The sequence below is a fragment of the Methylocystis sp. JAN1 genome (assembly GCF_052186135.1).
Lineage (GTDB): Bacteria > Pseudomonadota > Alphaproteobacteria > Rhizobiales > Beijerinckiaceae > Methylocystis.
This window is the reverse complement of sequence record NZ_CP181499.1, coordinates 2175591-2201794: the sequence shown is the minus strand read 5'-3', so window position 1 is coordinate 2201794 and position 26204 is coordinate 2175591. Positions and strand designations below refer to the sequence as shown.

24 protein-coding genes are annotated in these 26204 nt (G+C 65.3%); 11 read left to right on the top strand and 13 right to left on the bottom strand.

Features of this window, described 5'->3' with window-relative positions; translation table 11 throughout:
* Window positions 1-8: 8 nt before the first annotated feature.
* The 7 genes from ACNHKD_RS10395 to ACNHKD_RS10365 all read right to left on the bottom strand — a co-directional run bounded on the left by ACNHKD_RS10395 (window position 9) and on the right by ACNHKD_RS10365 (window position 5916).
* Window positions 9-920, bottom strand: coding sequence for an ABC transporter permease (locus tag ACNHKD_RS10395; RefSeq protein WP_442753414.1), 912 nt, complete (start codon window positions 918-920; stop codon window positions 9-11).
* Between the two features lie 142 nt (window positions 921-1062).
* Entirely contained in the window at window positions 1063-2112 is a 1050-nt protein-coding gene (locus ACNHKD_RS10390) for an ABC transporter ATP-binding protein (RefSeq protein WP_442753413.1), read from the bottom strand.
* The gene (locus ACNHKD_RS10385; RefSeq protein ID WP_442753412.1) at window positions 2109-2813 is read right to left on the bottom strand and encodes a class I SAM-dependent methyltransferase; all 705 of its coding nucleotides are present in this window, start codon (window positions 2811-2813) and stop codon (window positions 2109-2111) included. Before ACNHKD_RS10385 ends, ACNHKD_RS10390 begins: the two co-directional genes overlap by 4 nt.
* Entirely contained in the window at window positions 2810-3295 is a 486-nt protein-coding gene (locus ACNHKD_RS10380) for a DNA polymerase III subunit chi (RefSeq protein WP_442753411.1), read from the bottom strand. Before ACNHKD_RS10380 ends, ACNHKD_RS10385 begins: the two co-directional genes overlap by 4 nt.
* 60 nt (window positions 3296-3355) lie before the next feature.
* Window positions 3356-3661 (bottom strand): BON domain-containing protein, encoded by a 306-nt coding sequence (locus ACNHKD_RS10375; RefSeq protein ID WP_442753410.1) that lies wholly within the window; start codon window positions 3659-3661, stop codon window positions 3356-3358.
* 61 nt (window positions 3662-3722) lie between these two features.
* Window positions 3723-4130 carry a DUF4383 domain-containing protein gene (locus tag ACNHKD_RS10370; RefSeq protein WP_442753409.1) on the bottom strand — a complete coding sequence of 136 codons (408 nt, stop codon included), beginning with the start codon at window positions 4128-4130 and terminating at the stop codon, window positions 3723-3725.
* Between the two features lie 241 nt (window positions 4131-4371).
* Window positions 4372-5916, bottom strand: coding sequence for a leucyl aminopeptidase (locus ACNHKD_RS10365; RefSeq protein ID WP_442753408.1), 1545 nt, complete (start codon window positions 5914-5916; stop codon window positions 4372-4374).
* 355 nt (window positions 5917-6271) lie between these two features.
* Here ACNHKD_RS10365 and lptG point away from each other — a divergent pair, with 355 nt between their 5' ends.
* The 7 genes from lptG to aat all read left to right on the top strand — a co-directional run bounded on the left by lptG (window position 6272) and on the right by aat (window position 14272).
* The gene (gene lptG, locus ACNHKD_RS10360; protein WP_442753407.1) at window positions 6272-7357 is read left to right on the top strand and encodes an LPS export ABC transporter permease LptG; all 1086 of its coding nucleotides are present in this window, start codon (window positions 6272-6274) and stop codon (window positions 7355-7357) included.
* Window positions 7357-9960 carry an LPS-assembly protein LptD gene (locus ACNHKD_RS10355; protein WP_442753406.1) on the top strand — a complete coding sequence of 868 codons (2604 nt, stop codon included), beginning with the start codon at window positions 7357-7359 and terminating at the stop codon, window positions 9958-9960. The genes lptG and ACNHKD_RS10355 overlap by 1 nt, the downstream gene beginning before the upstream one ends.
* Before the next feature lie 97 nt (window positions 9961-10057).
* The gene (locus ACNHKD_RS10350) at window positions 10058-10858 is read left to right on the top strand and encodes a DsbA family protein (protein WP_442753405.1); all 801 of its coding nucleotides are present in this window, start codon (window positions 10058-10060) and stop codon (window positions 10856-10858) included.
* 159 nt (window positions 10859-11017) lie between these two features.
* On the top strand, window positions 11018-11449 hold the full coding sequence (gene aroQ / locus ACNHKD_RS10345) for a type II 3-dehydroquinate dehydratase (RefSeq protein ID WP_442753404.1): 432 nt from the start codon (window positions 11018-11020) through the stop codon (window positions 11447-11449).
* A gap of 100 nt (window positions 11450-11549) precedes the next feature.
* Window positions 11550-12071 carry an acetyl-CoA carboxylase biotin carboxyl carrier protein gene (gene accB / locus ACNHKD_RS10340; RefSeq protein ID WP_442756882.1) on the top strand — a complete coding sequence of 174 codons (522 nt, stop codon included), beginning with the start codon at window positions 11550-11552 and terminating at the stop codon, window positions 12069-12071.
* Window positions 12072-12080: 9 nt separating this feature from the next.
* Window positions 12081-13439, top strand: coding sequence for an acetyl-CoA carboxylase biotin carboxylase subunit (gene accC, locus ACNHKD_RS10335; protein ID WP_442753402.1), 1359 nt, complete (start codon window positions 12081-12083; stop codon window positions 13437-13439).
* A 164-nt stretch (window positions 13440-13603) separates the two neighbouring features.
* Window positions 13604-14272, top strand: coding sequence for a leucyl/phenylalanyl-tRNA--protein transferase (gene aat, locus ACNHKD_RS10330; protein WP_442753401.1), 669 nt, complete (start codon window positions 13604-13606; stop codon window positions 14270-14272).
* A gap of 45 nt (window positions 14273-14317) precedes the next feature.
* Here the strand turns inward: aat and ACNHKD_RS10325 are convergent, their stop codons facing one another.
* Both ACNHKD_RS10325 and ACNHKD_RS10320 read right to left on the bottom strand, forming a co-directional pair.
* Entirely contained in the window at window positions 14318-15091 is a 774-nt protein-coding gene (locus ACNHKD_RS10325; RefSeq protein WP_442753400.1) for a DUF2155 domain-containing protein, read from the bottom strand.
* A gap of 90 nt (window positions 15092-15181) precedes the next feature.
* On the bottom strand, window positions 15182-15589 hold the full coding sequence (locus tag ACNHKD_RS10320) for an NADH:ubiquinone oxidoreductase subunit NDUFA12 (RefSeq protein ID WP_442753399.1): 408 nt from the start codon (window positions 15587-15589) through the stop codon (window positions 15182-15184).
* A 122-nt stretch (window positions 15590-15711) separates the two neighbouring features.
* Between ACNHKD_RS10320 and ACNHKD_RS10315 the strand changes: the two genes are divergently transcribed.
* Window positions 15712-16944, top strand: a complete 1233-nt coding sequence (locus ACNHKD_RS10315) for an FAD-dependent oxidoreductase (RefSeq protein WP_442753398.1) — start codon at window positions 15712-15714, stop codon at window positions 16942-16944.
* Here ACNHKD_RS10315 and ACNHKD_RS10310 read toward each other — a convergent pair.
* The 3 genes from ACNHKD_RS10310 to ACNHKD_RS10300 all read right to left on the bottom strand — a co-directional run bounded on the left by ACNHKD_RS10310 (window position 16928) and on the right by ACNHKD_RS10300 (window position 19215).
* Window positions 16928-17872 carry a YncE family protein gene (locus ACNHKD_RS10310; RefSeq protein ID WP_442753397.1) on the bottom strand — a complete coding sequence of 315 codons (945 nt, stop codon included), beginning with the start codon at window positions 17870-17872 and terminating at the stop codon, window positions 16928-16930. The genes ACNHKD_RS10315 and ACNHKD_RS10310 overlap by 17 nt on opposite strands.
* 166 nt (window positions 17873-18038) lie before the next feature.
* On the bottom strand, window positions 18039-18629 hold the full coding sequence (locus ACNHKD_RS10305) for an SRPBCC family protein (protein ID WP_442753396.1): 591 nt from the start codon (window positions 18627-18629) through the stop codon (window positions 18039-18041).
* A 34-nt stretch (window positions 18630-18663) separates the two neighbouring features.
* Window positions 18664-19215, bottom strand: coding sequence for an SRPBCC family protein (locus ACNHKD_RS10300; RefSeq protein WP_442753395.1), 552 nt, complete (start codon window positions 19213-19215; stop codon window positions 18664-18666).
* Between the two features lie 137 nt (window positions 19216-19352).
* Between ACNHKD_RS10300 and ACNHKD_RS10295 the strand changes: the two genes are divergently transcribed.
* Entirely contained in the window at window positions 19353-20159 is an 807-nt protein-coding gene (locus tag ACNHKD_RS10295) for a lysophospholipid acyltransferase family protein (RefSeq protein WP_442753394.1), read from the top strand.
* A gap of 120 nt (window positions 20160-20279) precedes the next feature.
* Here the strand turns inward: ACNHKD_RS10295 and ACNHKD_RS10290 are convergent, their stop codons facing one another.
* Window positions 20280-21170, bottom strand: coding sequence for a GNAT family N-acetyltransferase (locus ACNHKD_RS10290; protein ID WP_442753393.1), 891 nt, complete (start codon window positions 21168-21170; stop codon window positions 20280-20282).
* Window positions 21171-21394: 224 nt separating this feature from the next.
* Here ACNHKD_RS10290 and ACNHKD_RS10285 point away from each other — a divergent pair, with 224 nt between their 5' ends.
* Together ACNHKD_RS10285 and ACNHKD_RS10280 are read left to right on the top strand one after the other, a co-directional pair.
* Window positions 21395-21961 carry a hypothetical protein gene (locus ACNHKD_RS10285; protein ID WP_442753392.1) on the top strand — a complete coding sequence of 189 codons (567 nt, stop codon included), beginning with the start codon at window positions 21395-21397 and terminating at the stop codon, window positions 21959-21961.
* 425 nt (window positions 21962-22386) lie between these two features.
* The gene (locus tag ACNHKD_RS10280) at window positions 22387-26025 is read left to right on the top strand and encodes a vitamin B12-dependent ribonucleotide reductase (protein WP_442756881.1); all 3639 of its coding nucleotides are present in this window, start codon (window positions 22387-22389) and stop codon (window positions 26023-26025) included.
* Window positions 26026-26204: the final 179 nt, after the last annotated feature.

Genomic DNA, 26204 nt, shown 5'->3' with positions numbered 1-26204 from the left:
GGAACGGCTCACCGGCGCCCCTCCTCTTCGCGAAGGCGCGCGCGCTCCCAAAGGAGGAGCGGAACGAGAAGAATGCTCACAAGCGCAATCGCCGCAGCGGAGGCGGCGGGCCAGTCGTGATTGGCGAAGAAGTCGTTCCACAGAGTGCGGCCGATCATCAGCGTGTCCGAGCCGCCGAGAAGATCGGGAATGACGAATTCGCCCACCGCCGGAATGAAGACGAGCAGCGCGCCCGCGACGACGCCGTCGCGGGACAGCGGCAGCGTCACCCGCCAAAAGATCTCCGGCGGCGAGGCGCCCAGATCGGCCGCCGCTTCGCGCAGGCTCGGGTCCTGGCCGTCGAGCGCCGCATAGATCGGCAGCAGCATGAAGGGCAGATAGGAATAGACGATGCCGACAATGACCGCGCCGGTGGTCGCGAACATTTCGAGCGGCGCATGGATGAGCCCCAGCGCCATCAGCGCATTGTTGATGAGGCCCTCGTCCTTCAGGAGCGCGATCCAGGCGTAGACGCGGATGAGAAAGCTCGTCCAGAACGGCGCGGCCGCCATGCCGATCAGAAAGGGTCGCCATTGCCGCGGGCTGCGCGCCATGGCGAGCGCGAAGGGATAGGCGACGAGGAGCGTTGCGACCGTCGCGACCGCCGCGATCCACAGCGAGGAGACATAGGCGTCGAAATAGAGATTGTCTGCAACGAGCGCGCGGTAATTGTCGAAAGTGAGCGTCTGCGCCTTGGCCCATACTTCCGCGAGCGAGTCGCCCCAATGGAAGCGCGGCTCGTAAGGCGGGCGCGCCAGCACCGATTGCGACAGCGAGATTTTCGCGACGAGCAGCATCGGCGCGAGGAAGAAGGCGGCGATCCAGACGTATGGAATCGCGAGCGTCAGCCGTTGGCCGGGGGAGAGGCGGCGGCTCTTCATCCGCACGATCTCGGAAAAGCGCGCTCATCCCGAGGAGCGCGTGAAACGCGCGTCTTGATGGACAAAGGCGCGGGAGCCGCTCTCTTCCCCGCGTCATGGCCGCGCTCATCGCGGCCATCCACGCTCCGTCGCGTCGGCGGCCTCATGCCTCCCCCGCAAACAACACGCCTGCATCCGGCGCGATTGTCAGCTTCACCGCATCGCCGATCGTGAAGCGGCCGTCATAGGCGCCAACGCGCAGCACGACGTCCGGCGCGACGCGCACGCGCAGCAGCGTATATTCGCCGCGAAAAACGAAATCCTCGACGCGGCCGGCAATCCCCTCCCCCTGGCGAGAAATGTCGATGCGTTCCGGCCGCACGCTCAGCGTCGCGCGCGCGCCCTCGGGAAGCGCGCATTCCGCGCGCGGAAGGCGGCCGAAGGATGTCGCCAAAGCCGCGCCGCCGTCACGCGCGATCACGCCGTCGATGAAATTCGTCTCGCCGACGAAGCCCGCGACGAAACGCGTCGCCGGCCTCTCATAGATATCGATCGGCGAGGCGATCTGCTCCACCCTGCCCGCACGCATCACGGCGATGCGGTCAGCGAGCGCCAGCGCCTCATCCTGATCGTGAGTGACGATGATGAAGCTCGTCCGCGTCTCGCGCTGGATTTCCTTGAGCTGAAACTGGGTTTCCTCGCGCAGCTTGCGGTCGAGCGCGCCGAGCGGCTCGTCGAGCAGCAGCAGCGAGGGTCGCGGTGCGAGCGCTCGGGCCAGCGCGACGCGCTGGCGCTGGCCGCCCGAGAGCTCGTTGATGCGCCGCGCGCCCAAGGGCGCAAGTTGGGTCATCTCCAGCAATTCGCTCACGCGCGCGCGTATCGCGTCTTCCTTCTCGCCCTTCCGGCGCAGGCCAAAAGCGACGTTCTCAAAGACGTTGAGATGCGGAAAGAGCGCGTAGCTCTGGAACATCATGTTCACGGGACGCCGATGAGGCGGCACGCCCGCAAGGTCTTCGCCTTTGAGCGTGAGCTTGCCGCCGTCGGGCGTCTCGAAGCCCGCAATGCAGCGCATGAGCGTGGTCTTGCCGCAGCCGGACGGGCCGAGCAGCGCAAAGAATTCGCCGGCTCCGACCTCGATCGACACGCCATCGAGCGCAACGGCGCCGCCATAGGCTTTCGTCAGGTCGGCGACGGAGAGAAGCGGCGGGCTCACTGGCCGCCCTCGCGGCGGAATTCCGCGCGCCAATGGCGCGTCACCGTCTCGGTCGCGGGAATGTCTTCGAGCGAGGCAAGCCACAGCCCGTCGACCGCAAGCGCATCGATCTGCGCGCGCGTCAGGGGCCAGGGCGGCCCGGCGACGTCCTGCGCCGCATCGCGTGCGCGCGTAATCACGAGCAGCATGCCGCCCGGCGCGACGAAAGACGCGAGCGCGCGCGCCGCATCGGCGAGCAAAGACTCCGGCAAGGCCTGCAGCGTGTAGAGCTCATGCACGAGATCGAAAGCCCCGCGCCATTCGGGCGGGGCATGAAAGAGATCGGCGGCGCGATAGGCGACCGCGCTTTCGGAAAAACGTCGCTGCGCCCATTCCACCGCGCGCGGCACGAGATCGAAAGCCGTGACGCGCGCGCCGACGCGGGCGAGCGCCTCGGCGTTGTCGCCGAGTCCACAGCCCACGTCGAGCGCGCGGAAGCCCGCCAGCGAACGGCCTTCGAGCCACTGCGCCAGCACGGGATGCGGCGCGAGACCGGCCCAGGGCACGCCGGCCGGATCGTCTCCCGCAAGTTCGTAAACCGCCTCGAACCATCTCCGCCGGTGCGGATCGGCGTCGACGCAGCCCTCGCGCTTGTGCGGATCAATGGCGTCGAGCCTTTCACGCGCGCGAGCGCGTCTCTCGGCGAAATCGGGATCCGTCATGCCTTCGCCCTGGGTTCGCGCGCCTTCTCGATCCAGCGGCCGCTCTCGTCCTGCTGCTGATAGACGAGCTTCTGACCGGCGTCGCGCAGCTCCTTCCATTGTGCGCGCGCGTTTGCGAGTTCGCCGGAATTCTCGCCGTCGAAGAGCAGCACCGCGCGCGCCCTGGGCGCGGCGGCGCCAGACAGGATCGGCGCGATATGAGCGCCCTCGACGAAGAAGCGCACGTCGGCCTCGTTGGGATTGTCGTCAGCGCAGGTCAGATAGATGGGCTGCGTCCCGGGCGAGGCGTCTCGGGCGGTCCCATGCGGCAGGAAGCTCTCCGCCTTGTAGGCCCATAAATGCCGATCGAGCGCGTCGAGGCGCTGCGGGCTCGCCGCCTGGACGATAGCGCGCCAGCCGCGGCCGAGGGAGACCTCGAGCAGCTTCGGCAGCGTGTCCTCGATTTTGCGAGTCTGATGGTGGTAGAAGGAGATTTCGACCATAGGCCCTCGCAACCGGCGGCGGGGCCTTTGATGGCCAATTCGGCGGCGTCGCGCAAGCCTTCAGGTTTCGCCGGGGGTCCAACTGGGCGGGTCGCTCGCCGGGAAGGATTCGACGCTCGCCTCGTAAACCGCGTCCTTGTCCGCGTGGTAGACGAGCGACACGGCGACCTCGCACCGCATCTTCGCGCGGCGCGTCAGGCGCTCGACCGCTCGCATCGCGGCGGATTTCTCTTCTTCAGTGTTCACGTCGCCCTTCACGACGACCTCATCGCCGTGGAGCTCGACAAGAACGCGCGAGATGTCGACCCCGCTCTCCCGCAGCGCGTCCAGAATAGCCGATTTCACATCCTGCGGCAGCGCCGTCATGCAGGGCCTCCGAAAGGGGCGCGGAGACGCCGCAGCGCGAAGCTGCGGCGCTCGATCGACCTCACATATGCGCCGTCGTCACGCGCTCCTCGGCCGGCATGGCGAAGCCCGCCCATAGCAGAGCGATCGCGAGGATGAGATGGAGCCAGTTGTCGGCGTTATTGGTCATCATGCCCATCGAATTCAGCGAATCCACCGAGATGAAGCCCAGGATCGTGACGATGGCGTAGATGACGCCGAAGACCCGAAGCGTGATCGCGGGCGCATTGTAATAGGGGCTTGCGAGCAGGATGCCGCCCGAGACGATGTGGATGATGTTGTGGAAGGTGTTGACCTCGAAGAGGCCGCGGTAGGAGATGAGCGGGTTGGGGATGAAGCCCAATATCCCGGCGACGATGAAGATGACGCCAAAGATCTTGGCGAGCGTGTCGGCGTTGCTCCACGTCCGACCGGCGAGGGTGGTAGCCATGGGGAGGTCCTTTCGCAGTGTCGCTTGCGGCGACAAGGGAATGCGCGCATTCCCTTTTGGTCACACACGGCCGTCAGATGGGACAGGGCGAAAGGTTTTCAAATGAAAAACAGCTGCTTCGGCTGAGCCGCGCGGAAGGCGGATGAAGGCGAAGACAGCGCGAGTCACGGCGCGCGAACGAACCCGGAGGCCTCCCCGCGCCTCCGGAGGCTCCTGGCGTCCGACGATGGCGCGGGAGCGACTATCCCTCGTAATAATCCTTCACCAGCCGGTCGAGCAGCCGCACGCCGAAGCCGGAGCCCCAACTCTGGTTGATATCGCTCGCGGGCGACCCCATTCCCGTTCCGGCGATGTCGAGATGCGCCCATGGCGTCTTGCCGACGAATCGCTGGAGAAATTGCGCGGCGGTGATCGAGCCGGCGTGGCGCCCGCCCGTATTCTTCATGTCGGCGAATTTCGAGTCGATCAGCTTGTCGTAGACGGGGCCCATCGGGAAGCGCCAGAGCTTCTCGCCCGTCGCCGTTCCCGCCTTGGCGAGACGATCGGCAAGCTCGTCATTATTGGAGAACAGGCCCGCATATTCCTGGCCGAGCGCGACGAGGATCGCGCCGGTGAGCGTCGCGAGGTCGACGATCGCGGCGGGCTTGTGCTTCTCGATAACGTAGGTGAGCGCGTCGGCGAGCACGAGCCGGCCTTCGGCGTCCGTGTTGATGACCTCGATCGTCTGGCCGGACATGGATTTCACAATGTCGCCGGGGCGCTGGGCCTTGCCGTCGGGCATATTCTCGACAATGCCGAGGACGCCGACGACATTCGCCTTCGCCTTGCGGGCGGCGATGGCGTAGAGGGCGCCGGTGACGGCTGCGGCGCCGCCCATGTCGCCCTTCATATCCTCCATGCCGGCGGCAGGCTTGATCGAGATGCCGCCGGTGTCGAACACGACGCCCTTGCCCACGAAGGCGACGGGAGCCGCATTGGCCGCGCCGCCGTTCCAGCGCAGCACGACGAGGCGGCTTTCATTCTCGGAGCCCTGCCCCACGCCGAGCAGCGCGCGCATCCCGAGTTCGGCCATGGCCTTCTCGTCGAGGATCTCGACTTCCACGCCGAGCTTCATCAGCTCCGAAGCCCGGCGGGCGAATTCCGTCGGGGACAGCACATTGGCCGGCTCATTGACGAGCGTGCGGGCGAGAATCACGGCCTCCGCCGTATGGGCGGCCTCGGCGGCTTGCGCCTTGGCGCTCTCGGCGTCGGCGACGCCAAGCTGGACCTCGACAGGACCATCCTTATCCTCTTCCTTCTTCTTGCTTTTATACTGGTCGAACCTATAGGCGCGCAGCCAGCCGCCGAGGGCGAATTGCGCGGCCGCCGTCGCCGGTTCGGCCGGCGCTTCCGGCAGATCGAAGAGGACCACCGCGGAAGCCCCCGCGCCGAGCTTGGCCGCAACCTGGCCGCCAAGAGCCAGATAATCCTCGAACCTGGCCGGCTTGTCTCCATCGTCAGCGGCGCCGGCGCCCACGCCCACGACGAGCAGCCGGCTCGCGGGGACGCCGAGGGGGGCGAGAATCTCGAGAGAGGAGCCGGATTTTCCCTTGAACTTGACCGCGCTCGCCGCCCGCTCGATCTGAGCCTTGGCGTCCTTCAGCGCCGCCTTGGCGCGGTCCCCGAACGCGACGTCCGTCCCCGCGAAGACGACGAGGGTGCGCGGGCGGCCCGCCTCCTCGGGGGCGCCCAGGGCGGCCTCCGCCTCGTCGAAGGACAGAACCTCGAATTTCGCGTTGAGAGACATGAGCGAGCCTCGCTAAAGGGTTGCGCCGGGCGTTGAGTGGCCGCGCTAAAGGAACATTGGGCGCGCAATATCCCGGCCAAGGGCGCGGGTCAAATCGCGCCCCCAAAACGCCGCGATCCGAGCGAAAACTGGCGCCGTTGCGGAAAGGCAACGTTCGCAAAATGAATGCGTTGGCGCCGCCGAGGGAGGCCGGCCGCCGCTTGCCTAGGCGCCCGGAAGGGTCTAGCGATCGTTAACGAACGCCTAAGAAGGCGCTTGGGGATTCAAATCAAAGAGGGGCGAACCGGGCGGCGATGACGACGATGACGCGAACGCCCGCGCCTGTCCGTCCGGCTTCCCGCGCCGGAGCGCGCGCATGATCGGCGTGACGATCACCCGCTACTTCGCCATGCGCTTCATGAAGACGATCCTCGCGATCTTCTTCACGATTTTCTGCCTCATGTTCGTCGTCATCTTCGTCGAGATGCTCCGGCGCTCGAGCGACAATCCGGCGGCCGGCGCCGGAGCGGTCGCGCTCATGACCGCCATGAAGGTGCCCGCCGCCGCGGAGATGATTTTGCCCTTCGCCGTGCTCTTCGGCTCCATGGCGACCTTCGTCGACCTCACCCGCAAGCTCGAATTGATCGTAGCGCGCGCCGCCGGCATGTCCGTCTGGCAGTTCATCGCGCCGCCGGCGCTCACAGCGCTCGTAATCGGGATCGTGTCGGTGACGATCTACAATCCGCTCTCCGCCGAGATGAAGCAGCGCTCCGAGCAGATGGAGCTGGAGATTTTCGGACGTCCCGGCAGCATCCGAATTGACCACGGCGTCTGGCTGCGCCAGCACGGGGTCGACGGGCTCGCCGTCATCCACGCCCTGGAGACGGCGAACGCCGGCGTCGACCTGACGGGCGTGAGCGTCAACATCTATTCGGCCGATGGCGGCTTCGTGGAGCGCGTCGAGGCCAGCAAGGCGCATCTCGAGCCGGGCGTCTGGGTCTTGAAGGATGCGACGGTCAGCGCGCCGGGCGAGCCGGCGCGTCAGGTGAGCGCCTATATGCTCGCAACCGACATCACGCCCGAGCAGGCCGCCGCCGCGACCTCCCCGCCGGAAGGCACGCCCTTCTGGGACTTGCCGGAGATGACCGCGCGCACGGCGGAGGCGGGACTCGACGCGACCGGCTACAGGTTGCAATTCCAGAGCCTCCTGGCGCGTCCGCTACTTCTCGTCGCCATGGTTCTCGTCGCCGCTAGTTTCTCATTAAGGTTCTTTCGATTTGGCGGCGTCGCGAAAACCCTTTCCGGTGGCGTCGTGGCAGGCTTCGTGCTTTACATAGTCACCAAAGTCCTCTCTGATCTCGGCGGCGCTGGATTGATCTCTCCCCTCGTAGCCGCTTGGTCGCCTGCGCTTGTCGGGAGCATGTTGGGCACGCTTACTTTGCTTTATTCGGAGGACGGTTGATGCGTCGCCGCCTCCGCAGCCTTTCGGCCCTCTTCTCGACGGTCGCCGCCATCTCCGGCGGATCGGCGCTGTTCGCCATGCCGGCCCGGGCCGCGCCTCCTCCGGGCGCCGGCGAGCGCATGGTCGTCGAGGCCAGGGAAATGGTCTATGACGAGAAGAAGAACACCGTCACGGCCCGCGGCCAGGTGCAGATCCTCTACAAGGGACGCCTGCTGGAGGCGGATCGCGTCGTCTATGACCGCAATACCTCGCGCGTCTATGCGGAAGGCCACGCGAAGCTGACCGAGACGGACGGCACGATCGCGCGCGCCGAACGCTTCGACCTGACCGACGACTTCAAGGCCGGCTTCATCGAGAGCCTGCAGGTCGACACGCCGCAAAACACCCATATGAGCGCCGCGCGCGCCGAGCGCGCCGGAGACGAGACCACATTCGACATGGGCGCCTATACGGCCTGCGAGGCCTGTAAGGACGACCCGTCCAAACCGCGCACCTGGGTGCTGAAGGCGAAGCGCATCATCCACGACAATGTGGAAAAGACGATCTATTACGAAGACGCGACCCTGGAGCTCCTCGGCGCGCCGATCGCCTATGTTCCCTTCTGGTCGTCGGCGGACCCGACAGTGAAGCGCAAATCGGGCTTCCTGACCCCCGTCTTCACCTATCGCTCGCAGCTCGGCGCCGGCTTCGGCGTGCCCTATTTCTGGGCTATTTCGCCGGATTCCGACCTGACGGTCACGCCCGCCATTTTCACGAGCCAGGGACCGTTCCTGACGGCCGAGTTCCGCAAGCGCTTCGAGAATGGCGGCTTCTCGATCCGCGCCGAGGGCACGCATGTCGGCAATCCGGGGGCCTTCGCGCCGCCGCCGCTCGGCGCGCGCGACCGTGAATGGCGCGGCGCCCTTCACTCCCTGGGCGAATTCGCGCTCAACGACCGCTGGAAGTTCGGCTGGGACATCACGGCGCTCTCCGACCGCTACTTCCTGCAGGATTACAAGCAGTACAACTACCTCCTGCAAAACTACTTTTTCCGTGAGTCGTCCTCGACCATCTATCTGACGGGACAGGGCCCGCGCAGCTATTTCGACCTGCGCGGCTACTACTTCCAGGGCCTCTCGCCCAACGACATCCAGGCGCAACAGCCCGTGGTTCATCCTGTGGCCGACTATAATCGCGTCTTCGACGTCGATCCCGCCAAGACCGGTGGGATTGGCGGCCAGATCGAGGTCGACGCCAACGTCACCAGCACCTCGGCGGACATCGCGAATTACGAGTCGATCAATCCACGCACGCTCGACCGTCTCTACGGTCTCTACAATGTCTGCCAGATTTACGCGCCGGACGTGGTTCCCCAGCGCAGCCAGTGCCTGCTGCGCGGCGTCGGCGGCGCCTATGAGCACGCGACGCTCAGCGGAAACTGGAAGCGCAAGGTCATCGACCCTGTCGGGGGCGTCTGGACGGCCTTCGCCTTCGCACGCTTCGTCGGCAGCTATCTCGATTACGATCGCGAGGGCGTCTATCCAGCCTATAACAACTTCTGGCAACCGATCCCGAACGGAAACCAGGGCCTGTTCTTCAACGGCCAGGACCAGCGTTTCCGCGGCCAGGCGACTCCGGGCTTCGGCGCCGAGTGGCGCTATCCGATCCTCGCGCGCAGCCCGATCGGCAACATCGTCTTCGAGCCGATCGCACAGCTTGTCGCGCGCCCGAACCAGACGTCGATCCCCTCGCTCGTCAATATGGACGCGCAGAGCCTCGTCTTTGACGATTCGACGCTGTTCGAGTGGAGCAAGTTCTCCGGCTACGACCGTTTCGAGACGGGCACGCGCCTGAACTATGGCGGACAGGCGACGCTGTCCCTGTCCAACGGCGGTTTTGTCAACGCCATGGTCGGCCAGTCCTCGCAGATCGCCGGCGCGAACTCCTACGCGCAGGCCGACGCAGCCAATGTCGGTTTGAATTCTGGCCTGAATTCGCGCGTGTCCGACCTTGTGGGCCGTTTCGCCTTCGCGCCGAACGCCTTTATGAGCTTCGTCGCCAAAGGACGCTTCGACAACACCTATCTGAACGCGAAGCGCATCGACCTGTTCTCCACATTCAACTTCGATCCGGTGACTCTGCAACTGCAATACGCCAATTACGCGTCACAGCCGGCGATCGGCTTCGACGTGCGCCGGCAGGGCCTTTCCGCGACCGGCCGCTACGACATTACAAAGAACTACTTCCTGAACGGCACGGTCACTTTCGACATGAGCCGTTACCTTTACAACAGCCTCACGCAGCAGCCGACGCTCTACACAACCTATACCGGCGTCAACCTCATCGGCACCGCGCCGCTCTTCTCCGTCGCGGCGCTCGGCGCCGGCGTCGGCTATCATGACGAGTGCACCACGCTGTCGATCAATTACTCGCAGATCTACCAGCCGCAATCCTATACGGGCCTGCCGGCGCGCAACCAGTCCGTCATGGTGACGCTCAGCTTCCGCACGCTCGGCGAAGCGCGCTTCAATTACGGCCTCGGCTCGGTGCTGGTGAATGACGGCGTCCGGAATGGAAGCGGCGGCTCCTATTCTGGCGGCTATGGCGGCACGTATATGCGCTGATCGGTCGGCGTCCCCGGTGCGCGGCCGTCCATGACACAGCCGCGCGCGTCTGTTAAAAGCCCCTCAGCTCAAAGCCCTGCGCATGAAGGAGAACAAGATGCGCCGCTCCCTTTCACCGGCCGCCCTCGTGTCGTGGCGCAGCCTAGCGCTCGCATGCGCTCTTTTCAGCGCGTCCATCGCCGCGACGCCGTCAAACGCGGCCGGCGACGCCTTCACCGACCAGCAGAAAGCCGGCATTCAGAAGATCGTTCACGACTATCTGATCACCAATCCGGAAGTGATCCGCGAAGCGATCGACGAACTCAAGAAGCGCGAGGAAGCCGCTGAGCTCGCCTCGCGCGAGAAGGCCGTCGTGGAGCAGGGCGAGAAGATCGTTCACTCCGCGAATCAGGCCGTCGTCGGGAATCCGGACGGCGACGTGACGCTGGTCGAATTCTTCGACTACAATTGCGGTTACTGCAAACAGTCGCTCGCCTCCGTCACAAAGCTGATCGAGGGCGATCCCAAGCTGCGGGTCGTGCTCAAGGATTTCCCTGTTCTGGGGCCCGACTCCGTCGAAACCGCTCATATCGCGACGGCGGCGCGCATGCAGCTTTCTCCGGCCAAATTCTGGGATTTCCACAAGAAGCTTCTTTCGACGCGAGGCCATATCGGCAAGGCGCAGGCGCTGGCCGCGGCGAAGGAGGTCGGCGCCGACGTGGACCGTCTCGAAAAGGACGCCGGCAGCGCCGAAACGCAGGCCGCCTTGAAGGAAGTGGCGACGCTCGCCGAACAGCTCAAATTCGACGGCACGCCGTCCTGGGTCATCGGCAAGGAGGCCATCGTAGGCGGCATTCCCTACGTCCAGCTCAAGGCGAAGGTCGACAATATGCGCAAATGCGGAAAGGCGAGCTGCTGAGCGGCGCGCAAATTCTGCGTTAAATCGAGGAGCTGGAACGCGTTTCCTGCGATCCCGCAGGATGCGCGGCCGACGCCGGCGGGCTTCCTTTGCGGCTGCAATGAGGCTAAGAGAGAACGCGCCGCGCCTTTGGGAATATTTGGATCGTTCGGGACCGCAATGCCTGTCGTATACGTGCTCAACGGTCCCAATCTCAACCTCCTCGGCAAGCGGGAGCCCGCGGTCTACGGGACCGCGACCCTCGACGACATCCGCGAGAAACTCGAAGAGCGCTGCAAGGCGCGCGGGGTTTCGCTCGTCTTCCGGCAGTCGAACAGCGAAGGCGATCTCGTCACCTGGATCCAGGAGGCGGGAGAAGCCGGCGCGCCGGTCATTCTCAACGCCGGCGCCTACACGCACACGTCGATCGCGATTCATGACGCGATGAAGGGCGCCAAGGCGGAGGTGATCGAGGTGCATCTCTCCAACGTCCACGCGCGGGAGAGCTTCCGTCACCGCTCCTACATCTCCCCGGCGGCGCGGGGCGTGATCCTGGGCTTCGGCCCGCTTTCATATTATCTGGCCCTCGAGGCCATTCTCGAAAACATCTGAGAAAGACCTGGGAAACATGGCGCGCAAAGCTCAAACGCCCTCGAAAGCCGCGCGCGGCCGTAAACCGGCCGCCGCTCCCGCCGCCGCCCGCCCCGCGCCGATCGCGCCGACGCCGCTGATCGACCCGGCGCTGCTGCGCACCATCGCCGAGCTCGTCGCCGAGAGCGACCTGACCGAATTCGAAGTCGAAAAAGGCGATCTGCGCATCCGCGCCGCCCGAACGCCGGCGCCGGTCTCCGTCCCCGCGACTGTAACGATCGCCGCGCCGCAGGTCCCGCAGGCTTATGCGCCCGCCCACGTCCCGGTCGCCGCCGCGCCCGCCCCGGCGGCCGCCGCCGCGCCGAAACCCGCGCCAGTCCCCGATGCCGAGGAATCGCTCGCGGACCATCCCGGCGCGGTGAAATCCCCCATGGTCGGCACGGCCTATCTGCGTCCGAACCCCGACGCCAAGCCCTTCATCGAGATCGGCTCGCGGGTCTCGGCCGGCGACAAGCTGCTGCTGATCGAAGCGATGAAAACCTTCAACGACATCGTCGCGCCGAAGTCCGGCGTGGTGACGGCCATCATTGTCGAAGACGGACAGCCGGTCGAATATGGCGAACCGCTTCTCGTGATCGAATAAGGTTCGCGAATGTTCGATAAAATTCTCATCGCCAACCGCGGCGAAATCGCGCTTCGCATTCTCCGCGCGGCGAAAGAACTCGGCATCGCGACCGTTGCGGTTCATTCGACCGCCGACGCCGACGCCATGCACGTCAAGCTTGCGGACGAGTCGGTCTGCATTGGCCCCCCGGCGGCGCGTGACTCCTATCTCAACATTCCGTCGCTGCTCTCCGCATGCGAGATCACCGGGGCCGACGCGGTGCATCCCGGCTATGGATTCCTTTCGGAGAATGCGCGCTTCGCGGAAATTCTCGAAGAGCACAACATCACCTTCATCGGTCCGAAGTCGGAGCACATCCGGCTGATGGGCGACAAGATCGAGGCGAAGGCCACCGCCAGGCGCCTGGGCATCCCCTGTGTCCCGGGTTCCGACGGCCCTGTGCTCAGCGAGAAAGAGGCGCTGAAGGTCGCGCAGAAAATCGGCTTCCCGGTGCTGGTGAAGGCGGCTTCCGGCGGCGGCGGCCGCGGTATGAAGGTCGCGCGCGACACGCATGATCTTGGGGTGGCGATGGCCACGGCGCGCACGGAGGCGAAGGCGGCCTTCGGCGACGACACCGTCTATATCGAGAAGTTCCTGGAGAAGCCGCGTCATATCGAAGTTCAGGTCTTCGGCGACGGAAAGGGCGAAGCGGTTCATCTCGGCGAGCGCGACTGTTCGCTGCAACGCCGCCATCAGAAAGTTTTCGAGGAAAGCCCCTCCCCCGCGCTCAACGATACGCAGCGCCGGGAGATCGGCGAAGTCTGCGCCAGGGCGATGCGCGAGTTGCAATATGCGGGCGCTGGCACCATCGAATTCCTTTACGAGAACGGCGAGTTCTATTTCATCGAAATGAACACCCGCATCCAGGTCGAGCATCCGGTGACGGAATCGATCACGGGCGTCGACCTCGTCTGCGAGCAAATCCGCGTCGCCGCGGGTTCGCCGCTGTCGATGAAACAGGACGACATTCAGTTTTACGGCCACGCGATCGAGTGCCGGGTGAATGCGGAACATCCCTTGACTTTCCGCCCCTCGCCGGGCCGCATCGCCTATTACCATCCGCCGGGCGGCGTCGGCGTGCGCGTCGATTCAGCGGTCTATCAGGGCTACGCCATCCCGCCGAACTACGACTCGCTCATCGGCAAGCTGATCGTGCATGGCCGCAACCGGACCGAGGCGCTGATGCGCCTGCGCCGCTCCCTCGACGAATTCATCGTTGACGGCATCGACACGACGCTCCCGCTGTTCCGCACGCTTGTGCGCAACTCGGATGTCCAGAACGGCGTCTACGACATTCATTGGCTCGAGCATTTCCTTGCGACCGGCGGCATCGAGCCGGGTTTCTGAGGCCTGCGCGCCGGAAGGCGCGCGGTCCAAAAAGCCGCCGCTGGACCGCGAGCCTTCAGGCTCGCATGCCCTAGCCCCTGCCTGATCGCCCGGCGCTCTCGCCCCGATCGCCCGGTTCCCGAGAGACACTGGCGCGCGCGCGAGGAAACGCTAAACTGTCTAGCATGTCCCGACCAGGCGCGCCCTACGCCATCACGCCGCAGCTCCTGCTGCGCGCCTATTCGATCGGCCTCTTTCCGATGGCGGAAAGCGCCGAGGACGACCAGCTCTTCTGGGTCGACCCCGAGAAGCGGGCGATTTTTCCTCTCGACACTCTCATCGTCTCGCGTTCGCTGGCCAAAACGGTGCGCTCGGATCGCTTCGAGGTCGTCGTCGACCGGGATTTCGACGCGGTAATCGAGGCCTGCGCCGCGCCCGCGCCCGACCGCGAAAAAACATGGATCAACGGCGAGATTCGCCGTCTCTACCGCGAGCTTTTCGACATGGGCTTCGCCCACACGGTCGAGTGCTGGCGCGAGGGCCGGCTTGTCGGCGGGCTTTACGGCGTGGCGCTACGCGGCGCGTTTTTCGGCGAGAGCATGTTCCATCGCGAGCGCGATGCGTCGAAGGTCGCGCTCGTCCATTTGGTGGCGCGGTTGCGCGCTGGCGGGTTCCAGCTCCTCGACACGCAATTCATGACCTCGCATCTCTCCTCGCTCGGCGCGATCGAGATTTCCCGCGAGGCCTATCACCGGGCGCTGGAGGAAGCGCTTTGCGCCGTGGCGAACTTCCACGTCTGGAAGCCGGAGGAGAATGTCTCCGGCAGCCAGGCGCTCGCGGCGCTGGAAGACTGACCGCTCGCCTGAACTTGAGCGCTTCCCGTTTTTTCGCAGCGCGCTCTAGAACGGCAGCAGCCCGCCGCCAGGCGGCGGCTCGACCGGGGTCGCCGCAGGGGCGTTGGCCGGCCGCCTTTTCTTTTTCTTCGCGGGGGCTGGTTGCGCCGGGGCCTCTCCGTCCGCGCCGGCGTCAGGCGCGGGAGCCGCGTCCAGCGCGGGCTGCGGCGGCGCGGCGTCCGCCGGGCCGATGGGTGCGTTTTCCACGGGGGTCGGGGCTTTGGGCTCGACCTTGCGCGATTTCTTTTTCTTGCCCTGGTCGGGCGCGGGCGCCGCCGAGGCGTCAACCGGGGCCGCCGGGGTTTCGGCGGCGGCGACGGGCGGCGGCGCGTTCTCCTTGCCGCCCTTACAGTCGACGAGCCAGACGTCGTAGACTGGATGCTCGACGCCATGGAGGCCCGGGCTCGCGGCGAACATCCAGCCGGAAAAGATGCGCTTGGCTTCCTGCTTCACGTCCGGCTTGGAGTCGGCCTTGGCCTCCTTCATCTCGAGCTTCGCCTGCCGCTCCTGCTTGACGACGATTTCGTCCACTTCGACGAAGCTCGTCGTCTGCGGCGCCTCCGTTTGCGGGCGGGTGTTGCAGACGCGCGGCGTCACGTTCAGCGAGCCGAACTGCACCGTCTCGTCGATCGCCACGTCGAAATTGATGATGCGGCCGGTCGTCTTGTCGAGACCGGCGAAGACCGCCGTGGGATGGCGGATCGGCTCGGCCGCGGCCACGCCATAGAAAGCCGCCGCAAAGGCGCCGAGCGCCAGGCCGTAACGGAGAGATAAGGTCATCGAGTCACCGCGCCGCGTCCTGCGGCCAGAGGAAAAATGCTGAACCAACTTAAAACAGGCAAGAAAGGCGTTTCCGTGGAGAGGGCCGAATCAGCCCTCTGGCCGCCACGCGACGTAGTCGCCGCCCGTGGGCGTGCGTTCGCCGGTCGAGAGCTGCGAGCCCGGCGGACGATAGGCGAGCGGCGTGCCGGTCATGTTGGGCTGATGCGGCAGCTCCCACTCCCTGCGGACGTAGTTTTCCTTTGTCGGCGGGGTGTCGACCGTGTGGTGCAGCCAGCCGTACCAGCCCTGCGGAATCGCCGAACCCTCGCAATAGCCGTTGAAGATCACCCAACGGCGTTCGAATCCCAGCGCCTTGTCCTTCTTGCCGCCGCGACGGCGGTAATAGACGTTCCCGAACTCGTCCGTTCCCACGCGCTCGCCGTAGAGGATCGTCCACAGGCCGGTGGAGAGGGTCGCTTTGTTCCACCAGGTGAAGAATCGGGTAATGATGGACATGCCGGCTCCAGCGTCTGATCTGATTGCGCCTCTTATGGCGTTGGCGATGGCCGGTGTCCAGCGTTTCCGAGGCCGTTCCGGCCTTCGGATGCGTGGATCGAAAATCCAGGAAAGGGTCGTCCATGGCTGAAGCCCTCCGCGTCGAATGCCAATGCTGCGTCGTGGGCGGCGGCCCGGCGGGTCTGATGGCCGGCTTCCTGCTCGCACGCGCGGGCGCGAACGTCATCGTGCTGGAGAAACACGCCGACTTCCTGCGCGATTTCCGCGGCGACACGATCCATCCGTCGACGCTCGGAATCATGCGGGAGCTTGGCCTCCTCGAAGCGTTTCTGCGTCTCCCGCATCAGAAGGCTTATGAGATCGGCGCGAGCATCGGCGATCGGAAATACGCGTTCGCGGACTTCAGAAGCCTGCCGAAGCCGTGCAATTTCATTGCGCTGATGCCGCAATGGGACTTCCTCAATTTCATCGCCGCCCAGGCGCAAAAGCTGCCGAACTTCCGCCTGATGATGCGCACTCCCGCCGATCAGCCCATTTGGGAGGGCGAGCGCGTCGTGGGCGTCACGGCGACGTCGCCGGAAGGGCCGGTCGAAATTCGCGCCGATCTCGTCGTCGCCGCGGACGGCAGAGCTTCAACCTTGCGCGCTGCGGCCGGTCTCGCGCCCGAGGACTATGGCGCGCCCATGGACGTCCTCTGGTTCAAAATGCCCCGCAAGGCGGACGACCCTGACCAGAGTTTCGGCCGTATCGCGTCAGGCCGCATGATCGTGATGATCGACCGCGGTGAATATTGGCAATGCGGTTGGGTGATCCCCAAGGGAGGCGCGGAGGTCATGCGCGCCCAAGGCCTCGAAGCCTTTCGCGCCGCCCTCGTCGGCGCCCTGCCTTTCCTCGCGGACCGGGCCGGCGGGATCGACGAATGGGAGAAGCTCAATCTGCTGACGGTGCAGGTCAACCGGCTGAAAAACTGGAGCCTGCCGGGATTGCTCTGCATCGGCGACGCCGCGCACGCCATGTCCCCGGTTGGCGGCGTGGGCGTGAATCTCGCGGTGCAGGACGCCGTCGCGACCGCCAATCTGCTGGGCGCGAAGCTGGCCGCCGGAACGCTGCATGTCAGCGACCTGGCCGCCGTTCAGAAACGGCGGGAATTTCCAGCGAAAGCGGCCCAGCGCATACAGCTCGCGATACAGAATCGGGTCGTCTCCGGCGCGCTTGACCCCAATAAGCCATTCGAACCGCCGCTGGCCTTGCGGCTGCTCGACGCCATCCCGCTCCTGCGACAAATTCCGGCGCGTGTCCTTGGCCTTGGCCTGCGCCCGGAGCATGTTGCCCCGTCGATTACGGCGCGGTCGTGATTTTTCTCACAAAGGCGCCGAAGGCCCGAGGGCCGTCCCCGGTCTGGGCCCTGCCGACCACTCGCAGCGTCGTCGCGTCGATCGCCCAAAGCTCGTTGGAGAACCAGTTGGCGACGTAAATCCGCGCGCCATCGTGGCTCGCCGCGATTCCTTCGGGATATTCGCCGACCTGAATCGTCCCCACTGGCGCCAAAGTCGCGGCGTCGAAAACGCTGACGCTGTCGGCGTGCTGGTTCGCGACGAAGATGCGGCCGCTCGCAAGCGCCACCGTGTAAGGCCGGCTTTCGGTCTTCAACGCGCCGACGACCTTGCGCGTGGCGATGTCGATGACGCTGACATCGTCGGATTCGACATTCGCCGTATAGGCGCGGGCGCCGACGGCGTCGATGGTCACGCCGAAGGGATGCTTCCCCACGGGGATGGTTGCGACGCGCTGAAAGCTTGCGGCGTCGATCACCGACAGGGCGTTGTCGTCGCGATCGGCGACGAGGATGGTCTTGCCGTCTGGCGTCGCCGCAACGCCCGACGCCATCGTCCCGACGCCGACGCTGCGCGTCTCGCCTTTATCGGGCTCGATCTCCACCAGCCGGCGCCCGTAAAGGTCGGCGACATAGACATGCCTGCCATCGGGCGCGACGGCGACGCCGAGCGGACCGCCCTGCACGCCGATGCGACGCTCCACCTTACGCGATCTCGCATCGACGACTGTGAGAAATCTTCCCTCAGGGCTCGTCACATAGGCCCGCGCGCCGTCAGGGCTCACCGCAACGCCCGCCGGCTTTCCGGCGATGGGCAAATGCGCGAGCGGCTTCATGGCGGAGACGTCGATGATGTCGAGCGCGTCGGCGCCCTGGGCGGTGACGAAGGCCTCGTCGGCGAGGGCGGCGAAGCCGGTTGTCAGGAGAAAGAAATGGGCAAGGGCCATCATAAGCCAGCGCGCCAGCCTCCTCTCCCCGCGCGCGGGGAGACGGCTGGGATGAGGGGCGGGGCCACCTTCAGAAAGCAAGAAAATCCTCACTCGCGCATCACTCCGGCGCTGCGTGCGGACGCCTCGCGCCTCACCCTGACCCTCTCCCCGCACGCGGGAGAGGGGATTATTGCCTCTCTGCGCGCGCTTTCAGCGCCGCGAGATTGGCGCGGTGCAGCTTCGTCACGGCGGCGAGGGCCGTATCGTCGTCCAGCCCCTTCGGCGGGTCGTTGAAAGGGTGGCCGCGGTAGAAGCGTCCCTTCCATTCGGCCAGCGTCCCGCCACCCTCGGCGGGCTTCGCCGTCACATGCGTCATGTAATTGATCGCGGGCAGGCGCTTTAGGTCGTCATGGTCGCGATGAAAGGCGAGCGTCATGCGCTCGGCGTCCCACTTGACGAGCGTCTCGTCAACCGCGCCGCCGTCGGCCATGACGAGGCGGCGCTTCGCCTTCTCCGGCGCATTCCCGCCGCTTGCCTCGACGCGCACGACGCCGGGGAGCCAGTCATAATGACCAAAATCGCCGATCACCGCCCAGACCTTCTCGGGCGGCGCCTCGATGAGGATCGTTTCGACGGATTTGAGCGGAGCCGCTCCATGGGCGGCCCATGAGTTGGGCCCCGGAACCGGGAGTTCGCCGTCGGCCGCGAGGGCCGCCGAGGCGAGAGGGGCGAGCGCCGCCAGCGCAAGAAGCGCGGCGCGGCGCGACAGGCCGGACATTTTAAAATCCTCCCGCGCCCCTCTCGCGCCGAGATTACTTGCCTTCGAGCTTCGCCTTCAGCGCGGCGAGGCCGGTTTTGTAGATGTCGGCGACGGCCTTGACCGCGGCTTCGTCGGAGAGTTCCGGCGGCGGGTCATTATTCATGAAGCCACGATAGAAGGCGCCCTTCCATTCGACTTCGCTCTTGCCGCCCACGTCCTTGACGGTGATCGTCGACGTGTAGTTGTTCACCGGAAGAACCTTCACGTCGACATTGTCGATCTTGTATTTGATCGTCTTGCCGGCGGCGTCATAGGCGTCGACCGACTCCTCGATCGTTCCGCCGTTCTTGAGCGTCAGCTTGCGCTTGGCGCCCTTGTCGCTGCCGCCCGTCCCTTCCGTCTTAGCGACGGCCGGATGCCAGCTCATGTCCTGGAAATTGCCGACGACCTCCCACACCTTGTCGGCCGGCGCGTTGATCTCGATCTTCTCGGCGACCTTCTGGCGCGAGGGGCCGTGCGCGAAGACCGGGGCCGTCGCGAGCCCGGCGGAAACGAGCGACAGGGCGGCGACGACGGCAGCGCGGCGCGCAATCACAAAGGACATGGGAATTTCTCCTGGGAACCTCTCCTTGGCCGCGTCTTGGGCGGCGCCTCACATAAGGGCGCCGAAAGCGGCGGCGTCAAGGGCGGGATGGCCTTGCCTGTCACACGCCCGTCTCACAGCGGCGGCATCAGCCCGCCATGCCCTATCTCCGCGCGCTTCTCTTCGTCGCCGCCATGGCGGCCGCCTTCGTCTTTCTGGTTCCCGCGCAGGCCGTCGCGCGGCGGCGCGGATGGGGGGTCCAGCACAGGATTCAGACCGGGTTCTGCCGCCTGATTTGCGCGACGATCGGCATAAAGGTGACGCCCATCGGCGCCCTCCCCGCTTCGGCGCCGCGCTTTGTCGTCTCCAATCACGTCTCCTGGACGGACATAATCGCGCTGGCGAGCCTCTATCCGCTCGTCTTTCTCGCGAAGAGCGAGGTCGCGGGCTGGCCTGTGCTGGGCTTTCTGGCGCGGCTGCAGGGCACGGTCTTCGTGCCGCGGGGCTCGCGCAAGGACATTACGCGCGTCAACGCCGCGATTCGCAATGTGCTGCGCGAGGGACGCGATTTCGTGATCTTCCCCGAAGGCACGTCGAGCGACGGCGCGCAGGTGCTGCCGTTCAGACCGACGCATTTCGGCGCGCTGCGAGGTCATGACGGCGCGCTTGCGGTGACGCCGGTCGCCATTCGCTATACTGCCGATTGTGGCTGGTATGGCGACATGACCTTCCTGCCGCATCTTTGGAGCCTGATGAAACGCGGCGGCGTGGAGTGTCTTGTTGCATTTGGGGAAGCGATCGACGCGCGCGGAAAAGATCGCAAGCAGCTTGCGTCGGAGATGGAGGCGCAGGTGCGGGCGAAGCTGCGGGAACTGAGCGGCGCCCCCAAGATCACTGAAAAGCCGCCCGAGGCGGCCTCGTCCTTCGAGACGCAGGCTCCGCTCGCTCCTCAGGATAAAGCCTAAGTGGTGTGGCAGAACGAAGAAGCCCCATGCTGAGGAGCCTGCGAAGCAGGCGCCTCGAAGCACGAGGGGCGTCGCCCCACTTTAAGCAGTCTGAGCGGAGGGTAGCAAAAGAAACGCGCCTTACGCCGCGCGGTGCTCGACGCCGCTGAAATAATCCACGTAGCGCTGGCTCATTTCCGCGACCGGCATCACGACGAAAACGTCCGTCGTGTTGAACTTGATGTCCACTACCGCGCCGTCGCCGAAGCGCGCGCCCAAGCGCAGATAGCCCTTGATGAGCGGCGACAGCGCCTCTTTCGCCTGCTTCGCGTCGAGCGCGTCCCTCGCGATCATCGCCATCGGCAGATAGAGATCGCTCTTCGCCTTCACCTTCCACTCGCCCTGCGCGCCGGCGTAATGAGCGAGATAGCTCAGCGCCTGCGCATGGGCGAGCGGGCTCACGCCGGGGAAGCTCGCGCAGCCGATCATCACGTCGATCTTGTGCGCGCGGATATAAGCGAGAAGCCCGCGCCACAGAAGCTCGATCGTGCGCTTGCTGCGATGCGTCTCCAGCACGCAGGAGCGGCCGAGCTCGAGAATGCGCTTGCCGGAATGGCGCGCCAGCAGCGGCGCGATGTCATATTCCCCGGCCGAATAGAAGCCGCCGGCCTTTTGCGCCATGTCGCCGCGCAGCAGGCGATAGGCCCCCACGATCTTCGGCTTCACCTTGCCGCGCTTGTTCGTCCAGGCGTGGTCGATGACGATCAGATGATCGCAATATTTGTCGAACTTGTCGGCGTCGCGGCGCGTGAAAGCGGTTTTGGCGTCGGGAATCGCACCGCCTTCCTTGTAGAAGACCTCGTAGCGAAGGCGCTGGGCTTTGCGAATCTCGCCCCTGCCGCGCGCGAGACGCGCCTCCAGCGAGCCGAGACGGCCGAGGGTCTCCTCGAGCGTCGTTTTCTGGGGCGACGGCGGCTGGAGGTTGGTCAGGGCGGCGATCGTTCGGCCAATGTGTGCGTGGGTCGTCCACATCCGCGATAGTTCTCCCGCATCAACGAGAATGTCTCATCACGATTCCAAAAAGCTTTTGTGACGCGGCGGGGCGATGCGCCGATGCGCCCGCCCTGCGGATCACACTGCGTCCGGGCGGAATCGCCTGACGGATTCTAAAGGTTTGGATCGCGCTTCACGCGAAAGCCGGTTCCCAGTTTTCGCAGCGCCCTCTAGTTTCGCGCCCGATTCTCGTGGAGGCCTGAATGTTTCTTGCGCGCACTGGTTGGGCGGCGGCTGCCTGTTTAGCGCTTTTTGCGGCCACGGTCCGGGCCGAGGAGGTCATCCCCCTCGCCGGCTGCTATGAACGCGTCTATGACGCAGCCTGGCTGAAGGCTCATCGTGGCCAGATCGTGCGTCGGGCGACGCTTTCGGTGGCCAAGACCTCCGTGCCGGAGACCCCCGGCGACAAGCAGCCTCAGCCTATCCTCGCCGACGCGCTGCTCGCCATATGGTCGGGCGACACCGCTTTCAGCACCATCGGCGCCTGCTATTGGGAGCGGGTCGGCCTCGTCTGCAACGCGGCGCTCTCCGCCGAGGAGACGCGCCTGTGCAAAACCGGGGAGGACGGCGTGCGCGACTGCCGTCTCTCGCTGACCGACCCGGGCTCGTTCGAGCTGACGCAGAAGCCGGAAGGGCTGCTCGTGAGCGTGCGGGAGCGGCTGGAGCTCTCGGGCCCGACGGACCGCGGCTCCTTTCTCTATCTCAGCCCGTCAAACGCCGAAAATCACGCCTTCCTGCTCGAGCCCGTTCCCGCGGCGCGCTGCAGATAGCCGCGGGATTGGGCGCCCGTCGCCTGAAAACGCGGCTTGCCGAATCTCGCCTTTTGGTCGAGCCTTCCGGGGCTCCACCACTGGACTTGTCCCCAGAATCCACCATTTTCTCCACATATTGTCGTCATGTTAATATCCAACACAATATCTTGACGATCCATTCAGACTCGCGCAGTGTGGAGACACAAGATCATGACGCGGCGTCGGACGTTTTCCCAATGTCTGGCCGTCTCCGGCGCCAGCCGGCCAGAGGCGTTATTTTGCTTGGGCGTATTCCTCGTATCCGGCGTTCCCACCCGGCGGCCGATTGGGCCGCGGGCGACGGGCGCGCCTCTTTCGAGTTTGAATTGGCGAACATCTGCGTCGCTTGGCCGGCGAACGGCTGCGCGCGAGCCCTTGCTCGCGCCTGAAGGAGATTGATGGGCATGAAGATCGAGCGGCGATACACCACGGCGGGCGAGTCTCCCTACGCGTCTATCGAGTTCCGCACGGCCAGGAGCGAGATCCGCAATCCGGACGGCTCCGTGGTCTTTTCGCTCGACAATATCGAGGTCCCGGCCCAGTGGAGCCAGGTGGCCTGCGACGTCCTCGCGCAGAAATATTTCCGCAAGGCGGGCGTCCCGGCGCATCTGAAGAAGGTTGAGGAAAATTCTATCCCCTCCTTCCTGTGGCGCTCGGTCGCCGATGCGGAGGCGCTCTCGGCGCTGCCCAAGGATCAGCGCTACGGCTCGGAAACTTCCGCCAAGCAGGTCTTCGACCGCCTCGCCGGCGCCTGGGCCTATTGGGGCTGGAAGGGCGGCTATTTCGATGCGGAGGAGGACGCTCAGGCCTTCTCCGACGAGCTGCGCTACATGCTCGCCATGCAGATGGCGGCGCCCAATTCGCCGCAATGGTTCAACACGGGCCTGCACTGGGCCTATGGCATTGACGGGCCGAGCCAGGGTCATTTCTACGTCGACTACGCCAATGGCAGGATGGTGAAGTCGAAGTCCTCCTACGAGCATCCGCAGCCCCACGCCTGCTTCATCCAGTCGATCGAGGACGACCTCGTCAACGACGGCGGCATCATGGATCTGTGGGTGCGCGAGGCGCGCCTGTTCAAATACGGCTCCGGCACGGGCACCAATTTCTCGAAGCTGCGCGGCGAGAAGGAGAAGCTCTCCGGCGGCGGCTCCTCCTCGGGCCTGATGTCCTTCCTCAAGATCGGCGACCGCGCGGCGGGCGCGATCAAGTCGGGCGGCACCACGCGACGCGCGGCGAAAATGGTCGTGGTCGACATTGACCACCCCGATATCGAAGCCTTCATCGAATGGAAGGTGAAGGAGGAAGAAAAAGTCGCGGCGCTGGTTGCCGGCTCCAAGATCGTCAAGAAGCACTTGAAGGCGATCCTGCGCGCCTGCGTGAATTGCGAAGGCCCGGGCGACGACTGCTTCAACCCCGAAAAGAATCCGGCGCTGAAGCGCGAGATCAAGGCGGCGCGCAAGGACGACGTTTCCGACAATCTCATCAAGCGCGTCGTCCAGTTCGCCAGGCAGGGCTACAAGGACATTCAGTTCGACACTTACGACACGGATTGGGACAGCGAGGCCTACCTTACCGTCTCGGGCCAGAACTCGAACAACTCCGTGCGGGTGACCGACGACTTCCTGAACGCCGTCGAGAATGACGGCGAGTGGAAACTCATCAAGCGCCTCGACGGCAAGGTCTCGAAGACGGTCAAGGCCCGCGATCTGTGGGACAAGATCGGCTACGCCGCCTGGGCGTCCGCTGATCCGGGCATCCAGTTCCACACGACGATCAACGACTGGCACACCTGCCCGGCGGGCGGCGAGATCCGCGCCTCCAATCCGTGCTCGGAATATATGTTCCTCGACGACACGGCCTGTAACCTCGCCTCGCTGAACCTGCTGCAGTTCCGCGATCCGGCGACGAAGAAGATCGACGTCGACTCCTACGAGCACGCCGTGCGCCTGTGGACCGTCGTGCTCGAAATCTCGGTGCTGATGGCGCAGTTTCCGTCAAAGGAAATCGCCCAGCTTTCCTACGACTACCGCACGCTCGGCCTCGGCTACGCCAATGTCGGCGGCCTGCTGATGTCTTCGGGCGTCGCCTATGACAGCGAAGCCGGGCGCGCCATCACGGGCGCGCTGTCCGCCATCATGACGGGCGTCTGCTACGCGACCTCCGCCGAGATGGCGAAAGAGCGCGGCCCCTTTGCGCGCTTCATGGAAAACCGCGAATCCATGCTGCGCGTCATCCGCAACCATCGCCGCGCCGCCCATGGCGAACGCGCCGGCTACGAGAACCTGCACACGACGCCCGTCCCGCTCGATTACGCCGCCTGCCCCGATCCACAGCTTATGGAGCGAGCGGCGGCCGCCTGGGACAAGGCGCTGGCGCAGGGCGAGCTCTATGGCTATCGCAACGCGCAGGTCACCGTCGTCGCTCCCACGGGCACGATCGGCCTCGTGATGGACTGCGACACGACCGGCATCGAACCTGACTTCGCGCTGGTCAAGTTCAAAAAGCTCGCGGGCGGCGGCTATCTCAAGATCGTCAACCGCGCCGTGCCGGAGGGCCTGCGCGCGCTCGGCTATCGCAAAAGCGAGATCGCGGAAATCGAGGCCTACGCCGTCGGCCACGCCTCGCTGGCGCAGGCGCCCGCGATCAACACCGCGACGCTGCGGGCGAAGGGCTTCACCGACGAGAAGCTCGCGGCGGTGGAAGCCGCCTTGCCGAGCGCCTTCGACATCAAATTCGTCTTCAACAAATGGACGCTCGGGCCGGACTTCCTCACCAGCGCGCTCAAAGTGGCGCCTGAGCAGCTCGAAGACAAGAATTTCGATCTACTGACGCATCTCGGCTTCTCCAGACAGGAGATCGAGGCGGCGAATGTGCACGCCTGCGGGGCCATGACGCTGGAAGGCGCGCCCCATCTCAAGGGCGAGCATTACGCTGTCTTCGATTGCGCCAATCCGTGCGGGCGCACGGGCAAGCGCTATCTCTCGGTCGACTCGCATATCCGCATGATGGCGGCGGCGCAGCCTTTCATTTCGGGCGCGATCTCCAAGACCATCAACATGCCGAACGAGGCGACGGTCGAGGATTGCGAGCAGGCCTATATGCTGTCCTGGCGCCTCGCGCTGAAGGCCAATGCGCTCTATCGCGACGGCTCCAAGCTCTCGCAGCCGCTCTCGGCGCAGCTCATCCAGGGCGACGACGACATCGACGCCGCGGAAGCGGTCGAGGAGGTCGTCGCGCAGAATATGCCGGCCCGCGCCGCGCATGTCGCCGAGCGCATCGTCGAGCGCGTCATTCATCAGCTGGTGCGCGAGCGCGAGAAGCTCCCCGATCGCCGCAAGGGCTATACGCAGAAGGCGGCCGTCGGCGGCCACAAGGTCTATCTGCGCACGGGCGAATATGCGGATGGGCGCCTCGGCGAGATCTTCATCGACATGCACAAGGAAGGCGCGGCCTTCCGCTCGTTGATGAACAATTTCGCCATCGCGATTTCGCTCGGTCTGCAATATGGCGTGCCGCTCGAGGAATATGTCGACGCCTTCACCTTCACCCGCTTCGAGCCCGCGGGCCCGGTGCAGGGCAATGACGCGATCAAGAATGCGACGTCGATCCTCGATTATGTGTTCCGCGAGCTTGCGGTCTCCTATCTCGGCCGCAACGACCTCGCGCATGTGTCGCCAGACGACATCGGCCACACGGTGCTCGGCAAGGGCGAGACCGAAGGCAAGGCGCCGGAAGCCAACAGCATCGTCTCGCGCGGCCTCCTGCGCTCCAAGACCGACAAGCTGATGGTCGTGCATGGCGGCGCTGTCGCGCTGCGGGAGACGCCGGAAGTGACGCGGGAAGAAGCCGTGGAGGCGCTCTCGCAGCTCGGCTGGACCGAGCCCACCAAGACGGTGCAAGGCGTCGCTGAAAAGCGCGCCGAAGCGCGGATGAAGGGCTATGTCGGCGAGGCTTGTCCTGAGTGCGCGAATTTCACGCTTGTACGGAACGGGACTTGTTTGAAGTGCGAGACGTGTGGATCGACGACGGGGTGTTCGTGACAGTCGACGAGCGTTTGCTGCTCCATCGCGTCAGCCTATACTTGACCGGGTGGCGCGCGCACCCGGCCATTGCAACAGCCTTGAATTCTAGCCCGCGACGCAATCCTCGTCCTTCGAGACGCGCCCTTTGGGCGCTCCTCAGGATGAGGATTGCTAGTGGGCGCTGCAAGAGGGCTTCT

Excerpts from the sequence above, each read along its gene's own strand:
- ACNHKD_RS10385 (WP_442753412.1), bottom strand. The coding sequence starts at position 2,813 with ATGACGGATCCCGATTTCGCCGAGAGACGCGCTCGCGCGCGTGAAAGG.
- ACNHKD_RS10305 (WP_442753396.1), bottom strand. The coding sequence starts at position 18,629 with ATGTCCGGCCTGTCGCGCCGCGCCGCGCTTCTTGCGCTGGCGGCGCTC.
- ACNHKD_RS10350 (WP_442753405.1), top strand. The coding sequence starts at position 10,058 with ATGCGCCGCTCCCTTTCACCGGCCGCCCTCGTGTCGTGGCGCAGCCTA.
- ACNHKD_RS10370 (WP_442753409.1), bottom strand. The coding sequence starts at position 4,130 with ATGGCTACCACCCTCGCCGGTCGGACGTGGAGCAACGCCGACACGCTC.
- ACNHKD_RS10355 (WP_442753406.1), top strand. The coding sequence starts at position 7,357 with ATGCGTCGCCGCCTCCGCAGCCTTTCGGCCCTCTTCTCGACGGTCGCC.
- ACNHKD_RS10380 (WP_442753411.1), bottom strand. The coding sequence starts at position 3,295 with ATGGTCGAAATCTCCTTCTACCACCATCAGACTCGCAAAATCGAGGAC.
- ACNHKD_RS10375 (WP_442753410.1), bottom strand. The coding sequence starts at position 3,661 with ATGACGGCGCTGCCGCAGGATGTGAAATCGGCTATTCTGGACGCGCTG.
- ACNHKD_RS10295 (WP_442753394.1), top strand. The coding sequence starts at position 19,353 with ATGCCCTATCTCCGCGCGCTTCTCTTCGTCGCCGCCATGGCGGCCGCC.
- ACNHKD_RS10280 (WP_442756881.1), top strand. The coding sequence starts at position 22,387 with ATGAAGATCGAGCGGCGATACACCACGGCGGGCGAGTCTCCCTACGCG.
- ACNHKD_RS10395 (WP_442753414.1), bottom strand. The coding sequence starts at position 920 with ATGAAGAGCCGCCGCCTCTCCCCCGGCCAACGGCTGACGCTCGCGATT.
- ACNHKD_RS10365 (WP_442753408.1), bottom strand. The coding sequence starts at position 5,916 with ATGTCTCTCAACGCGAAATTCGAGGTTCTGTCCTTCGACGAGGCGGAG.
- aroQ (WP_442753404.1), top strand. The coding sequence starts at position 11,018 with ATGCCTGTCGTATACGTGCTCAACGGTCCCAATCTCAACCTCCTCGGC.
- ACNHKD_RS10285 (WP_442753392.1), top strand. The coding sequence starts at position 21,395 with ATGTTTCTTGCGCGCACTGGTTGGGCGGCGGCTGCCTGTTTAGCGCTT.
- ACNHKD_RS10320 (WP_442753399.1), bottom strand. The coding sequence starts at position 15,589 with ATGTCCATCATTACCCGATTCTTCACCTGGTGGAACAAAGCGACCCTC.
- lptG (WP_442753407.1), top strand. The coding sequence starts at position 6,272 with ATGATCGGCGTGACGATCACCCGCTACTTCGCCATGCGCTTCATGAAG.
- ACNHKD_RS10325 (WP_442753400.1), bottom strand. The coding sequence starts at position 15,091 with ATGACCTTATCTCTCCGTTACGGCCTGGCGCTCGGCGCCTTTGCGGCG.
- ACNHKD_RS10310 (WP_442753397.1), bottom strand. The coding sequence starts at position 17,872 with ATGATGGCCCTTGCCCATTTCTTTCTCCTGACAACCGGCTTCGCCGCC.
- ACNHKD_RS10290 (WP_442753393.1), bottom strand. The coding sequence starts at position 21,170 with ATGTGGACGACCCACGCACACATTGGCCGAACGATCGCCGCCCTGACC.
- aat (WP_442753401.1), top strand. The coding sequence starts at position 13,604 with ATGTCCCGACCAGGCGCGCCCTACGCCATCACGCCGCAGCTCCTGCTG.
- accC (WP_442753402.1), top strand. The coding sequence starts at position 12,081 with ATGTTCGATAAAATTCTCATCGCCAACCGCGGCGAAATCGCGCTTCGC.
- ACNHKD_RS10300 (WP_442753395.1), bottom strand. The coding sequence starts at position 19,215 with ATGTCCTTTGTGATTGCGCGCCGCGCTGCCGTCGTCGCCGCCCTGTCG.
- ACNHKD_RS10315 (WP_442753398.1), top strand. The coding sequence starts at position 15,712 with ATGGCTGAAGCCCTCCGCGTCGAATGCCAATGCTGCGTCGTGGGCGGC.